The organism is Escherichia sp. MOD1-EC5189, assembly GCF_002966045.1.
GTDB classification, from domain to species: domain Bacteria; phylum Pseudomonadota; class Gammaproteobacteria; order Enterobacterales; family Enterobacteriaceae; genus Escherichia; species Escherichia coli_F.
Map to the genome: position 1 here is coordinate 102,439 of NZ_PTRX01000011.1, position 12,524 is coordinate 114,962.

Below are 12,524 nucleotides of genomic sequence, written 5' to 3' on the forward strand. Positions count from 1 at the left end.
AGGTTTTCTTATGGCGCGTCGCCACTTTTCCAGTCAAGCACTGGTGTTGATTGTTATCTCTATCGCCATCAATATGATTGGCGGGCAACTGGCCAGCATGGTCAAATTACCTATATTTCTCGACTCCATCGGCACACTTATTAGCGCGGTACTGCTTGGTCCGGTGATCGGGATGCTGACCGGCTTACTGACCAATTTACTCTGGGGATTGCTCACCGACCCGATCGCCGCCGCCTTTGCCCCCGTGGCGATGGTTATTGGCTTGGTCGCCGGTTGGCTGGCGCGAGCGGGTTGGTTTCGCACCCTGCCAAAAGTCGTTGTCAGCGGCGTGATTATTACGCTTGCAGTAACGGTCGTCGCTGTACCGCTGCGTACTGCGCTGTTCGGCGGTGTCACCGGTAGCGGAGCCGATTTGTTCGTTGCCTGGATGCACTCTATGGGGCAAAACCTGGTGGAGTCGGTGGCGATTACGGTGATAGGCGCAAACCTGGTCGATAAAATTCTTACAGCGGTGATTGTCTGGCTTTTACTGCGTCAGCTGCCGATTCGCACCACGCGCCATTTTCCGGCAATGGCTGCCGTGCGCTAAATGCATCCGTTTACATCCCTAACGCTGTGGGCGCTGGCGGCCTGCACCACGCTTATCCTGCCCACACAGACAATACTGACAGTCTATAGCGCGGCGACCTTTTTCTGCCTTATTGCGCTAAAGGCCACGCGGCGGCGGGCAAAATATGTTGTCTGGCTGATGTTCTCGCTGGGGGCTGGACTGTGGCTGGTACACGGTGGCTGGCTGACAGAATGGCTAAGCGGCACGCCACGCTCGCCAGAACGGTGGACGCATGCTATTACGCTCTGGCTGCGGATTCTCGCGATTGTTTCAACCTCGCAGTTGTGGATGCAATTCGTCCCAGTGCAACGTTTTATCCGCGCTTTGTTTGCTTCTCGCCTGCCGCCGGGCGTCGCTTATCTGTTCGCCGGGCCTTTGTTGGTCGTTGAGCAGTTAAAACGGCAATTAGCGATTATTCATGAAGCGCAGCGCGCCCGTGGCGTGCCGCTGGATGAGGGCTGGTATCAGCGTTTACGTGCTATACCCGCGCTAATTATTCCGCTAACACACAATGCGCTAAACGATCTGGCTATCCGTGGTGCGGCGCTGGATATGCGGGCATTTCGGATCCACAACCGGCGCACTACGTTATGGGCACCGCCTGACAGTAACCTGGAAAAAGTGGCACGTTACGCCATGATCTTGCTGATGCTGGCAGAATTCGGAGCGTGGATATGGTTACGTTAGAACAGTTTCGCTATTGCCCGACACACTCAACGCACCCTCCGTTCTGTTATGACTTTCACTATGTCAAACCGGGGATAGTCGCCATCTTTGGTGACAACGGCAGTGGCAAAAGTACGCTGGCGCAACTGATGGCGGGCTGGTATCCGGACTTTCTGCCAGGAGAGATAACCGGCACGGGGACGCTTCTCGGTACGCCCATTGGGTATCTCCCGCTTAATGAACAATCCGCCACCATCCAGCTCGTTCAGCAATCGCCCTATTTGCAGCTCTCCGGCTGTACCTTTAGCGTGGAAGAAGAAGTTGCCTTTGGGCCAGAAAATCTGTGTCTTGCTGAAGAGGAGATTATGGCGCGGATTGATGCCGCCCTGACTCTGACCGAGTGCCAGCCGTTGCGCCATCGTCACCCGGCAACACTCTCCGGTGGAGAGACACAGCGCGTGGTCATCGCCTGCGCCATCGCGATGCAGCCAAAACTATTAATTCTTGATGAAGCCTTTAGTCGCCTGACGCCGCAGGCCAGCGAAATGCTGTTGCAGCGCTTACAACACTGGGCGTTTGAACGTGGTTCGCTGATTATTCTTTTTGAACGTCATCGCACACCTTTCCTGAACTACTGCCAGCAAGCGTGGCAATTGCAAAACGGAGCGCTCCAGCCACTATGTTAACGTTAAACCAGATATCTTATCGCTGGCCTGGCGCGGCAACGGATTGTCTTTGCGACATTTCTCTGCAACTCAAACAAGGTGAATGGTTGGCGCTGACCGGCGACAATGGCGCGGGAAAATCGACGCTGTTACGAGTAATGGCAGGTCTTCTTACGCCCACAACCGGTACGGTTATACTGCAACAACAGGCGATGAAAAACCTGAAAAACCGCCAACGTGCAGCAAAGATTGGCGTACTGTTTCAGGAAGCGGAAAACCAGCTTTTTCACAGCACCGTCGCTGACGAGATCGCATTTGGTTTGAAACTGCAAAAATGCCTGGCGGATGAAATCACTCAACGTACCAATGCTGCCCTGCAATGCTGTCAGTTAGCAGACACTGCCAGCGCGCATCCGTTAGATCTGCATAGTGCGCAGCGACGGATGGTCGCCGTCGCCTGCCTGGAAGCACTCTCTCCGCCGCTATTGCTGCTGGACGAGCCGAGTCGGGATTTTGACGAAAATTGGATGAGCGTGTTTGAAAGCTGGCTGGAAAAGTGCCGCCAGCGAGGCACGAGCGTCGTAGCAATCAGTCATGACGCCGCATTTACCCGGCGTCATTTCTCTCGTGTGGTGCGACTGGAAGATGGTGTAATCAGGAACGTTAATCCACCAGACGATATTCACCCGTAGCGGTCATCATTAAGGTCAAATTTGCAGGCAGACTCTCTTCCAGCACCCGGCGAACATTCGGCCCATCGGTACGGTCATAAAAGGCTTCTGCGTCTGCCAGCGATAACCCTCCCGCCAGCTTGCGCCTCACCAGTCGTTCCCGCAACGCAGTAGCTGGCGCGTTGATAAAGATCGAGAAATCACAAAATTGCGCAAGCTGGCGCCACTTCTCGTCATCCAGCAACAACCAGTTTCCTTCGACGATGACGAGTGGTGCGGTAACGTGCAACGCATCTTCAACAGGCTCATGCTTTTGTCGATCGTACTGCGGCCACGTACAATCCCCTTCCACTACCTGGCGCAGATTTTCCGACAGTTTCGCTACATCGAATGTCTCTGGTGCGCCTTTGAAGGGGCGCAATTGATGCGCATCCAGCCAGCTATTGTAATGGTGAAAACCATCCATCGGGAGCGTCTGAATAGCGGGTAGTTCAGGGTCTTGTTGCGCGAGATATTCCCAGAAGGTGGCTAGGGTAGATTTACCCGTCCCCGGCGGAGCGCAAAGAAAAACCACGGTACGCCGCTGCGGATTTACCGTCTGTAAGGCCGCCAACATACGCAGCAACGGTTTATGTACATTTTCTATCTCATCAACATGGTACTGTGCTTGTACCTTCAGACCATTCACCGTTAAGTCAATTTTCACGGCGTTAATTCCTTTAAGGTGGTCGTTACTGCCAGCGTCAGCGCCGTTTTGACCATCCCACTAAAACGCACCTCTGACCAGACGGCAAAATCAGCGAACTTCATCGCTTTTAACGCGTCATAGAGCGTCGCATTGCGGGTTATGCTATTGACGTTGCTGATAAAATCCCAGGTAATGTCATCGGCAAATCCGGGCGTTTCATCCTGTTCATTCAGGTAATGCCAGAACTGGGAAAAGTGCGTGATATCGGCATACAGCCATTTGTCCATTTTCCCCAGCGCAAAAATCAAACGTAGCGCAACATCAATATCGTCAAGCGGGCCGCTTTGAGCGAGTAACGGCTTCACTGCATATTCCACGATCTCTTCATCATTATCGACAAACAGCGACGGCAGAAACTGGCGTATCCCCTGGAGCAAAATAGAATGCGCAGTTTTCATAAATGAAAATAAATTGTCCTGTGCATCCAGTTGCTCAAGCACATCATCTTCTGTCAGCGTCGCCATTGGTCTTCCGATAGATCACCATCAATGCAGGGAGTCTATTATATTACACGTTTGGTCCGCGCCGCCGATCAGTAATGTCTGCGTCCGCACCCCATTCGCCGTCTGTTGGATACCGTTCACCAACTCACCGCCCGTCACGCCCGTAGCGCTAAAGAGGATATCGTTCCCCTTCACCAGTTCATCGAGCGAGTACACACGGTTCACGTCAACCCCCATTGCCTTGCAACGCTGGCGTTCCTGTTCTGCAATCTGCCGATTTTCCGTGTAATCCCCTTTGGCCTGACAAAAATCAATCAGCTCGGTCTGCATATCCCCACCCAATGCTTTAACAGCACAGGCAGAAATAACACCTTCCGGCGCGCCGCCGATGGTGTACATCACATCGTAAGGATTATCCTGCCAGCAGGTCAGCACGCTGGCGGCAACATCGCCATCCGGCAGGGCAAAAACCTTCACGCCCAGTTGCGTCGCTTCCTCAATTGCGGCACTCAGGCGCGGTTTATCCAGCGTAACCATACGCAGCTTGTCCAGCGGTTTGCCTAACGCTTTCGCCACGTTGCGCAAGTTGTCCGCCAGGGGTAACGCCAGATCAATCGCGCCCGCCGCAAGCCGATTAACGACCAGCTTTTTCATATACATATCGGGCGCGTGTAACAGGCTGCCTCGTGGGGCGAGGGCCATGACTGCCAGCGCATTGCTTTGCCCCATCGCCACCATCCGCGTGCCTTCAATCGGGTCAACCGCGATATCGACTTCTGGCCCACCGCCTTTGCCCACCTCTTCGCCAATCCACAGCATCGGCGCATGGTCAATTTCTCCCTCGCCGATAACCACTCGCCCACGAAAAGCGACATCGTTTAATGCCTGGCGCATCGCGGTGACCGCCAGGCCATCAATTTTATTTTTGTTGCCACATCCGGTTTGCGGCCAGGCAGCCAACGCTGCCTGCTCCGTAACGCGAAATAATGGCCACGCCAGGGACATCATTGCGCGGCCTCCCCGATATCAACGCCAAATTGCGCCAGCAGATATTTCTCGGCCTGTTCATTCCAGATGCCGTGCGTTTCCTCAACTAACCGCGCCAGCTTTTTAAACAGCGGATCTGTTTTGCCTTTTTCGGCAAAATCGGCAATGGCAGTGAGCGGCATGGTAACGCCGTTGTAAATGAGTTTTTTACCACCGGGGATATCCGGTAAATTGAGAACGGTTTCTGGCACTGCATCCAGGCCACCGATATGCGTCACCATAAACGACGGTTGCAACTGCCCCGTGGCGCTCAGGGCAATCGCCTCTTTCATATCGTCCGTTGAACCACCCGATGTACCGACGACGTGCGTGCTGTTGTAATGGACGTTGTAGAAATTAAACGGCACTTTGAAGTTTTTATCCGTCGGCCCGGCAAAGAAGTTCAGGCAGCCATCTTCCGCCAGTAATTCGTCAGCCATCTCAACGACAGCAGGCACCGCCGCATAAACAAAAATGTCATCGAACCCAGCATCTCCTGTCAGCGCCCGCAGCTTCTGTACCGGATCGGCCATTCCTTTGGTATTCACATATATCAGCTCAATGCCTTTGCTGGCCGCCAGCTCCACCGGCAGCAGCTTCTGCACCTGTGCCAGGCGTTTGTCGTCGATATCGACCACCACTACCCGCGACGGTTGTATGCCGCCGTGAATAGCGTAATCGATAGCGCCTATCCCCATCGGGCCCGCACACGCCAGCAGCGCAATATTGCCACCAGGTTTCACGCCCATGCGATGCTCATAAACATATTGCGTGGTGTGATAATTGGCATGATAAGCGCCAATAATGCAGCACATCGGCTCTGCCAGAGACGCCGCAGCAAAATAAGATCCGTGATAGGGTAATACGCAGCCCAGGTTAATGGCGATCTCCGGAATAATCATATAGGTAGCATTACCGCCAAAATATTCGTAGCTGTATCCCGCAGAATACCCGCTTGGTAGCCCCATCGCCGGTTGCAATACAAAACGTTGGCCTTTTTTATATTTGTCGGTAAGATTTTTCCCCACTTCAACAATAATCCCGGCACATTCATGCCCGGTAATGACCGGATGATTTTCTAAATCGTCGGGCATCCGTTTATGTTCGCTACCGAGTAACGCCGCTTTCCAGGTCGATAAACACACACTGTCAGAAATTACACTCACCAGCAGTTCATTATCGGTAATTTCGGGCAGTTCAAATTCGCGCAGACGGACATCCCGCTTGCCATAAATAGCAGCAACTTTGGTTTTCATTTTTACCTCGGCAATCAGTTTTTATGTTCAGCGGTTAATTGATTAAATAAAGTGTCGAGTTTGGGATCGCCAATATAGTTATTAATCAATATCAGCGGTTTATCCGTCACGCGTTTCACGCGCCCTTCCAGACTAGCGTGAGTAACGACGATATCCACATCCGCAGGCACGTTTTCTATCGCGTAATGTTTTACTTCAATTGCCAGCCCCGCTTTTTCCAGGCGCTTACGGAAGGTGGTTGCGCCCATCGCGCTGGAGCCCATTCCCGCATCGCAAACAAAGGCGATACGCTTAACCCGGCTTAACGAGAATGCACCTTCTTGTTTCATCGCCTTAACCGCATTGGCGGACTGCGCAAACTCATCTTCGCTCTCCGTTTCCACCGTTTTTTCCATCTTCAGTATTACGGAAGTGATAGCAAAGGACACCAGGGTACCTACCGTAACACCGGCAATTGTCGCCAGGAACGAGCCTTTCGGCGTCAGTGCAAGGTAAGCAAAGATAGACCCCGGACTTGGACCAGCCACCAGACCACCGTCCAGTAAGTTAAACATCCAGGTGCCAGACATACCGCCGGCAATCATGGCAATAATGGTCAGCGGCTTCATCAGCACATACGGGAAATACAGTTCGTGGATCCCACCGAGGAAGTGAATAATCATCGCCCCGGGCGCAGAACGTTTACTCATCCCTTTACCAAACAAAGTAAACGCCAGCAGCAGTCCTAAGCCAGGCCCAGGGTTGGACGCCACCATAAAGAAGATGGATTTACCGTTAACTGAAGCCTGTTGCATCCCCAACGGGTAATAGACGCCCTGATCTATCGCGTTATTGAGGAAAAGCACTTTCGCCGGTTCATTGATGACTGACAGCAAAGGCAGATAGCCCGCATGTACCAGCGCCTCAATACACTCTTTGACGAAAGTATTGGCAATTAACACCGCCGGGCCGATAACTTCAAAACCCAGCAGACAAAGGAGCATCCCGGTGATACCTAATGAGAAGTTATTGATAACCATCTCAAAACCAGCAGGTATGCGTTTTTCCAGTGCCTTATCGACATATTTTATGACCAGCCCACCTAACGGTCCCATGATCATTGAACCAAGGAACATCGGGATTTCTGCGCCGACGATTACACCAATTGTCCCTATTCCGCCCATGACTGCGCCGCGTTTACCGCCAACTAAATGGCCACCGGTAGAACCAATCATTACGGGCAATAAATAGGTAATCATCGGGCCGACAATTTTGGCGAAATGTTCGTTAGGCAACCAACCAGTAGGAATAAATAATGCAGTAATAAAACCCCAGGCAATAAAAGCACCAATATTGGGGATGACCATTGCCGTCAAAAAGCCCCCAAAAGCCTGGACCTTTGCACGAGCAGACTTGTTTTCCATAATATTATCCTGTAGAGGAGAGAGTCATTATTCGCGGCTGATAATGTCCGCTAATTGTTTTTCTGATGTTGCAGTTAAGAGTTGTTCAAGTATTTCTTCTTCGCACAGCAATTCACTTAACGCCTGAATAGCGCCAATGTGCGAATCTGCATCGGCAGCAGAAAGACCGATAAGTAATTTAATCGGTTCGTCATTCCCCGGAAAATAAACGCCTTGTTTAAGTAACGTCAAAGACATCCCGGTTTTAAGCGCCCCACATTCCGGTCGCGCATGAGGCATTGCCACGCCTGGTGCGAGAATATAATAAGGGCCATTGTGAATGGTGGAATCTTTAATAGCCTGAATGTAATTCTCGCTGATATAGTTTTTATCCAGCAATGATGCCATCGAGAAATTGATAGCTTCCTGCCAATCTTTTGCTGAATGTATAACTGAGATTGATGATTCTGGAAAATAATCAATAAGCCGCATAAATTATCCTTATTTTATTTTTAGGGTACCGTCCGGCGGTAAAAATAAAATACTCGTGCGATTTAATGAAAGCAATTGGGCACGCGAGAAGAAAAAAAACATGAACCAAAATAATAAAATGTTAAATAACAACAACATGAAATTTATACTTATAAAGTCAAGTTTGTGTTTGTTATGTTTATCACAAAACCAATGTTTTATCTGCCTATGTATTTGTGATGCATATCTCTATTTATCTATTGAATGTTCGAAAACATACTTTTTTAGCCGATGTTTTTCGCTCTCCCCCTTTATAGATTCTGAATTCTCACCTGTTGGCTGTTTTCTCCTCACCTCATGTGACATATTCCCACACTTTACTCAAGGAAGATTCCCATGAAAGCACCTGTTTCAATAACCTCATTTCGCCCACAAAAATCTATTGCTATCGCCATTGGCGTGCTTACCGTGGTTGTGCTGCCATTTCTCTCGTATTACACCGTTAATGAAGGTGAACGCGGCATTTTGCTGCGCTACGGAAAAATCGTAAAAGTTGCCGAGCCGGGTCTGGGTTTTAAGATCCCATTTATGGAAAGCGTAGAGAAAATTTCCACGCGTAATCAGGCTGTGGTTTATCAGGGATTACAGGCCTACAGCCGCGACCAGCAACCGGCACAAATGACAGTATCAGTCAGCTTCCACATTAAACCTTCAGAAGCAGGCGCGGTTTATACCACTTACAACACCATTGAAGCATTAAAAGATCGTCTGATTGTCCGTCAATTGCCAACTCAACTGGAGAACGTTTTCGGCCAATATACCGCCATCAGCGCGGTACAGGATCGTACAAAACTGGTTCAGGATCTGCAAAATGCAATGCGTAAAGCCGTTGTTGGCCCGGTGGTGATTGATGGTGTCCAGATTGAAAATATTGATTTTTCTGACGCTTATGAAAAATCGATTGAAGATCGAATGAAAGCAGAAGTCGCCATTGCCACACGTAAGCAAAATCTGGAAACAGAGAAAATCCAGGCGCAAATAGCGGTAACTCAGGCCCAGGCAGAAGCAGACAGTAAACTGGCGGCAGCCAAAGCAGAAGCTGAGACTATTCGCGTAAGAGGCGCGGCAGAGGCTGAAACTATTCGTTTAAAAAGTGCGGCTGAAGCAGAAGCGATCCGCCTGCGCGGTGAAGCTCTGCGGGATAATCCCGGACTTGTTGCCCTCACCACTGCTGAGCGTTGGGACGGTAAGCTACCCGATACCATGATCCCCGGCAGTACAGTTCCGTTTATCTCTACTAAGTAAAAAAAGGGCCGCTTTCGCGGCCCTTGAGACTGATGGCAAAGGCAAAACTGCCTGATGCGCTACGCTTATCAGGCCTACATACTTCCTGCAATATATTGAATTTGCACGATCTTGTAGGTCGGATAAGGCGTTCACGCCGCATCCGACATGAACAACGCGCACTTTGCCAATAATCTGAAGGGCCGCTTTCGCGGCCCTTCTCACAAAGCATCTTACCGATTACAGCAGTTCTTTTGCTTTCGCAACAACGTTGTCAACGGTGAAGCCGAACTCTTCGAACAACTGCTCTGCCGGTGCAGATTCACCGAAGGTATTCATACCGATGATGGCACCGTTCAGGCCAACATACTTGTACCAGTAGTCAGCAATGCCCGCTTCCACCGCAACGCGTGCAGTAACCGCTTTCGGCAGTACGGATTCACGGTAAGCCGCGTCCTGCTTGTCGAATGCGTCAGTAGATGGCATGGAAACCACGCGCGCTTTCACGCCTTCAGCAGTCAGTTTTTCGTAGGCAGCAACCGCCAGTTCAACTTCAGAACCGGTAGCGATGAAGATCAGTTCCGGCTGACCGGCACAGTCTTTCAGCACATAACCACCGCGCGCGATGTTTGCCAGCTGCTCTTCAGTACGTTCCTGCTGCGCCAGGTTCTGACGGGAGAGGATAAGCGCAGTCGGGCCGTCCTGACGCTCAACGCCGTATTTCCACGCGACCGCGGATTCAACCTGGTCACACGGACGCCATGTAGACATGTTCGGGGTCACGCGCAGAGAAGCGACCTGCTCTACCGGCTGGTGAGTCGGGCCATCTTCGCCCAGACCGATGGAGTCGTGGGTGTAAACCATCACCTGACGCTGTTTCATCAGCGCAGCCATACGTACGGCATTACGTGCGTATTCCACGAACATCAGGAAGGTGGAGGTGTACGGCAGGAAGCCACCGTGCAGGGAGATACCGTTAGCAATCGCGGTCATACCGAACTCGCGAACACCGTAGTGGATGTAGTTACCCGCAGCATCTTCGTTGATTGCTTTAGAACCAGACCACAGGGTCAGGTTAGACGGTGCCAGGTCAGCAGAGCCGCCGAGGAATTCCGGCAACAGCGGGCCGAACGCTTCAATCGCATTCTGAGACGCTTTACGGCTGGCGATTTTCGCCGGATTAGCCTGCAGTTTAGCGATGAATTCTTTCGCTTTGGCATCGAAGTCAGACGGCATTTCGCCTTTCATACGGCGGGTAAATTCAGCGGCTTCCTGCGGATAAGCTTTGGCGTAAGCAGCGAATTTCTCGTTCCATGCGGATTCTTTCGCCTGGCCTGCTTCTTTCGCATCCCACTGAGCATAGATTTCAGACGGGATTTCGAACGGTGCATATTTCCAGCCCAGCTGTTCGCGGGTCAGGGCAATTTCAGCGTCGCCCAGCGGCGCACCGTGGGAGTCGTGAGTACCGGCTTTATTCGGAGAACCGAAACCAATGATGGTTTTGCACATCAGCAGAGACGGTTTGTCAGTCACAGCGCGCGCTTCTTCTACAGCGCGTTTGATGGATGCCGCGTCATGACCGTCAATGCCGCGAATAACGTGCCAGCCGTAAGCTTCGAAACGCATTGCGGTGTCGTCGGTGAACCAGCCTTCAACGTGACCATCGATAGAGATACCGTTGTCATCGTAGAACGCAATCAGTTTACCCAGCTTCAGCGTACCCGCCAGAGAGCAAACTTCATGGGAGATGCCTTCCATCATGCAGCCGTCGCCCATGAAGGCGTAGGTGTAGTGGTCGACGATGTCGTGGCCCGGACGGTTAAACTGCGCCGCCAGCGTTTTTTCTGCAATCGCCATACCGACTGCATTGGCAATACCCTGACCCAGCGGACCTGTAGTGGTTTCCACACCAGCGGTGTAACCCACTTCCGGGTGGCCCGGAGTTTTGGAATGCAGTTGACGGAAGTTTTTCAGTTCTTCCATCGGCAGATCGTAACCGGTGAGGTGCAGCAGGCTGTAGATCAGCATGGAGCCGTGGCCGTTGGACAGCACGAAGCGGTCACGGTCAGCCCAGGACGGATTCTGCGGGTTGTGTTTCAGGAAATCACGCCACAGGACTTCGGCAATGTCAGCCATACCCATAGGGGCACCCGGGTGACCGGATTTGGCTTTCTGTACTGCGTCCATGCTCAGCGCACGAATAGCATTGGCAAGCTCTTTACGTGAGGACATTTTGACTCCAGATCGGATGATGAAGGGCACGCCCTTAACGACTTGACGACAGCGCGTTTTGGGCTACGCCGGAAAATTTGCCAACAATTTACCGCAAGCCGCGCGTCATGTACATGGAACATCCTTTTGCCGCTTCAGAAATCTCTGGATCATGCTCGCATGTTGCGCAATCTGCTCGCCCGTCCGCTGCGCTTTTCCTTATACTGAGACTGAGCATCGATTCACCTGCAAACGGTGCATTTTTAGAATAATCCTGACCTTGTGCGGAAGAGAAAACATGAAAATTCGCGCCTTATTGGTAGCAATGAGCGTGGCAACGGTACTGACCGGTTGCCAGAATATGGACTCCAACGGACTGCTCTCATCAGGAGCGGAAGCTTTTCAGGCTTACAGTTTGAGTGATGCGCAGGTGAAAGCCCTGAGCGATCAGGCATGTCAGGAGATGGACAGCAAGGCGACGATTGCGCCAGCCAATAGCGAATACGCTAAACGTCTGACAACTATTGCCAATGCGCTAGGCAACAATATCAACGGTCAGCCAGTAAACTACAAAGTGTATATGGCGAAGGATGTGAATGCTTTTGCGATGGCAAACGGCTGTATCCGCGTCTATAGCGGGCTGATGGATATGATGACGGATAACGAAGTCGAAGCGGTGATCGGTCACGAAATGGGGCACGTCGCGTTAGGCCATGTGAAGAAAGGGATGCAAGTTGCATTAGGTACCAACGCCGTGAGAGTCGCGGCAGCCTCTGCGGGCGGGATTGTCGGCAGTTTATCGCAATCGCAACTTGGTGATCTGGGCGAGAAATTAGTCAATTCGCAATTCTCCCAGCGCCAGGAAGCAGAAGCCGATGATTATTCTTACGATCTTCTGCGCCAACGCGGCATCAGCCCGGCTGGTCTTGCCACCAGCTTTGAAAAACTGGCGAAACTGGAAGAAGGCCGCCAAAGCTCAATGTTTGACGACCATCCGGCATCCGCCGAACGCGCCCAGCATATTCGCGATCGTATGAGCGCGGATGGGATAAAATAAGTCAGACATACCGATCTACAACATAATTGTAGGT

13 protein-coding genes are annotated in these 12,524 nt (G+C 51.6%); 6 read left to right on the forward strand and 7 right to left on the reverse strand.

Annotation, left to right across the window (positions count from 1 at the left end):
* Positions 1 to 10 precede the first annotated feature (10 nt).
* The 4 genes from ATB02_RS11960 to ATB02_RS11975 are packed head-to-tail and all read left to right on the forward strand — an operon-like array spanning position 11 to position 2,633.
* Entirely contained in the window at positions 11 to 589 is a 579-nt protein-coding gene (locus tag ATB02_RS11960; protein ID WP_000113903.1) for an ECF transporter S component, read from the forward strand.
* Complete coding sequence (locus tag ATB02_RS11965; protein WP_000553252.1) at positions 590 to 1,297, forward strand: energy-coupling factor transporter transmembrane component T; 708 nt, start codon at positions 590 to 592, stop codon at positions 1,295 to 1,297. It begins immediately after the preceding gene.
* Positions 1,285 to 1,962 carry an ABC transporter ATP-binding protein gene (locus ATB02_RS11970; RefSeq protein WP_032185119.1) on the forward strand — a complete coding sequence of 226 codons (678 nt, stop codon included), beginning with the start codon at positions 1,285 to 1,287 and terminating at the stop codon, positions 1,960 to 1,962. Before ATB02_RS11965 ends, ATB02_RS11970 begins: the two co-directional genes overlap by 13 nt.
* The gene (locus ATB02_RS11975) at positions 1,956 to 2,633 is read left to right on the forward strand and encodes an ABC transporter ATP-binding protein (protein WP_032185077.1); all 678 of its coding nucleotides are present in this window, start codon (positions 1,956 to 1,958) and stop codon (positions 2,631 to 2,633) included. Before ATB02_RS11970 ends, ATB02_RS11975 begins: the two co-directional genes overlap by 7 nt.
* Here ATB02_RS11975 and ATB02_RS11980 read toward each other — a convergent pair.
* The 6 genes from ATB02_RS11980 to cmtB are packed head-to-tail and all read right to left on the reverse strand — an operon-like array spanning position 2,605 to position 7,959.
* On the reverse strand, positions 2,605 to 3,318 hold the full coding sequence (locus ATB02_RS11980; RefSeq protein WP_105271633.1) for a nucleoside/nucleotide kinase family protein: 714 nt from the start codon (positions 3,316 to 3,318) through the stop codon (positions 2,605 to 2,607). The two genes, ATB02_RS11975 and ATB02_RS11980, sit on opposite strands and share 29 nt — an antisense overlap.
* Complete coding sequence (fumE, locus tag ATB02_RS11985; RefSeq protein WP_105271634.1) at positions 3,315 to 3,824, reverse strand: fumarase E; 510 nt, start codon at positions 3,822 to 3,824, stop codon at positions 3,315 to 3,317. The genes ATB02_RS11980 and fumE overlap by 4 nt, the downstream gene beginning before the upstream one ends.
* Before the next feature lie 21 nt (positions 3,825 to 3,845).
* Positions 3,846 to 4,811, reverse strand: coding sequence for a class II fructose-bisphosphatase (gene glpX / locus ATB02_RS11990; protein ID WP_105271635.1), 966 nt, complete (start codon positions 4,809 to 4,811; stop codon positions 3,846 to 3,848).
* On the reverse strand, positions 4,808 to 6,085 hold the full coding sequence (locus ATB02_RS11995) for a zinc-binding dehydrogenase (protein ID WP_105271636.1): 1,278 nt from the start codon (positions 6,083 to 6,085) through the stop codon (positions 4,808 to 4,810). The genes glpX and ATB02_RS11995 overlap by 4 nt, the downstream gene beginning before the upstream one ends.
* A 14-nt stretch (positions 6,086 to 6,099) precedes the next feature.
* Positions 6,100 to 7,488, reverse strand: coding sequence for a PTS mannitol transporter subunit IICB (gene cmtA / locus ATB02_RS12000; protein ID WP_088541722.1), 1,389 nt, complete (start codon positions 7,486 to 7,488; stop codon positions 6,100 to 6,102).
* A 27-nt stretch (positions 7,489 to 7,515) separates the two neighbouring features.
* The gene (gene cmtB, locus ATB02_RS12005; protein ID WP_105271637.1) at positions 7,516 to 7,959 is read right to left on the reverse strand and encodes a PTS mannitol transporter subunit IIA; all 444 of its coding nucleotides are present in this window, start codon (positions 7,957 to 7,959) and stop codon (positions 7,516 to 7,518) included.
* 375 nt (positions 7,960 to 8,334) lie between these two features.
* On the opposite strand from cmtB, the gene ATB02_RS12010 reads away from it, so the two are divergent.
* Positions 8,335 to 9,243: a prohibitin family protein gene (locus ATB02_RS12010; protein WP_000646925.1), complete on the forward strand. Its 909-nt coding sequence runs from the start codon at positions 8,335 to 8,337 to the stop codon at positions 9,241 to 9,243.
* A gap of 219 nt (positions 9,244 to 9,462) precedes the next feature.
* Here the strand turns inward: ATB02_RS12010 and tkt are convergent, their stop codons facing one another.
* Positions 9,463 to 11,454 carry a transketolase gene (tkt, locus tag ATB02_RS12015; protein ID WP_000098630.1) on the reverse strand — a complete coding sequence of 664 codons (1,992 nt, stop codon included), beginning with the start codon at positions 11,452 to 11,454 and terminating at the stop codon, positions 9,463 to 9,465.
* 277 nt (positions 11,455 to 11,731) lie between these two features.
* Between tkt and loiP the strand changes: the two genes are divergently transcribed.
* The gene (gene loiP / locus ATB02_RS12020; protein ID WP_000701841.1) at positions 11,732 to 12,490 is read left to right on the forward strand and encodes a metalloprotease LoiP; all 759 of its coding nucleotides are present in this window, start codon (positions 11,732 to 11,734) and stop codon (positions 12,488 to 12,490) included.
* Positions 12,491 to 12,524 lie beyond the last annotated feature (34 nt).

What these genes read in the sequence shown, in the direction of transcription:
- ATB02_RS11960 (WP_000113903.1), top strand. Translation starts at nt 11, where the DNA reads ATGGCGCGTCGCCACTTTTCCAGTCAAGCACTGGTGTTGATTGTTATC.
- ATB02_RS11965 (WP_000553252.1), top strand. Translation starts at nt 590, where the DNA reads ATGCATCCGTTTACATCCCTAACGCTGTGGGCGCTGGCGGCCTGCACC.
- ATB02_RS11970 (WP_032185119.1), top strand. Translation starts at nt 1,285, where the DNA reads ATGGTTACGTTAGAACAGTTTCGCTATTGCCCGACACACTCAACGCAC.
- ATB02_RS11975 (WP_032185077.1), top strand. Translation starts at nt 1,956, where the DNA reads ATGTTAACGTTAAACCAGATATCTTATCGCTGGCCTGGCGCGGCAACG.
- fumE (WP_105271634.1), bottom strand. Translation starts at nt 3,824, where the DNA reads ATGGCGACGCTGACAGAAGATGATGTGCTTGAGCAACTGGATGCACAG.
- glpX (WP_105271635.1), bottom strand. Translation starts at nt 4,811, where the DNA reads ATGATGTCCCTGGCGTGGCCATTATTTCGCGTTACGGAGCAGGCAGCG.
- ATB02_RS11995 (WP_105271636.1), bottom strand. Translation starts at nt 6,085, where the DNA reads ATGAAAACCAAAGTTGCTGCTATTTATGGCAAGCGGGATGTCCGTCTG.
- cmtA (WP_088541722.1), bottom strand. Translation starts at nt 7,488, where the DNA reads ATGGAAAACAAGTCTGCTCGTGCAAAGGTCCAGGCTTTTGGGGGCTTT.
- cmtB (WP_105271637.1), bottom strand. Translation starts at nt 7,959, where the DNA reads ATGCGGCTTATTGATTATTTTCCAGAATCATCAATCTCAGTTATACAT.
- ATB02_RS12010 (WP_000646925.1), top strand. Translation starts at nt 8,335, where the DNA reads ATGAAAGCACCTGTTTCAATAACCTCATTTCGCCCACAAAAATCTATT.
- tkt (WP_000098630.1), bottom strand. Translation starts at nt 11,454, where the DNA reads ATGTCCTCACGTAAAGAGCTTGCCAATGCTATTCGTGCGCTGAGCATG.
- loiP (WP_000701841.1), top strand. Translation starts at nt 11,732, where the DNA reads ATGAAAATTCGCGCCTTATTGGTAGCAATGAGCGTGGCAACGGTACTG.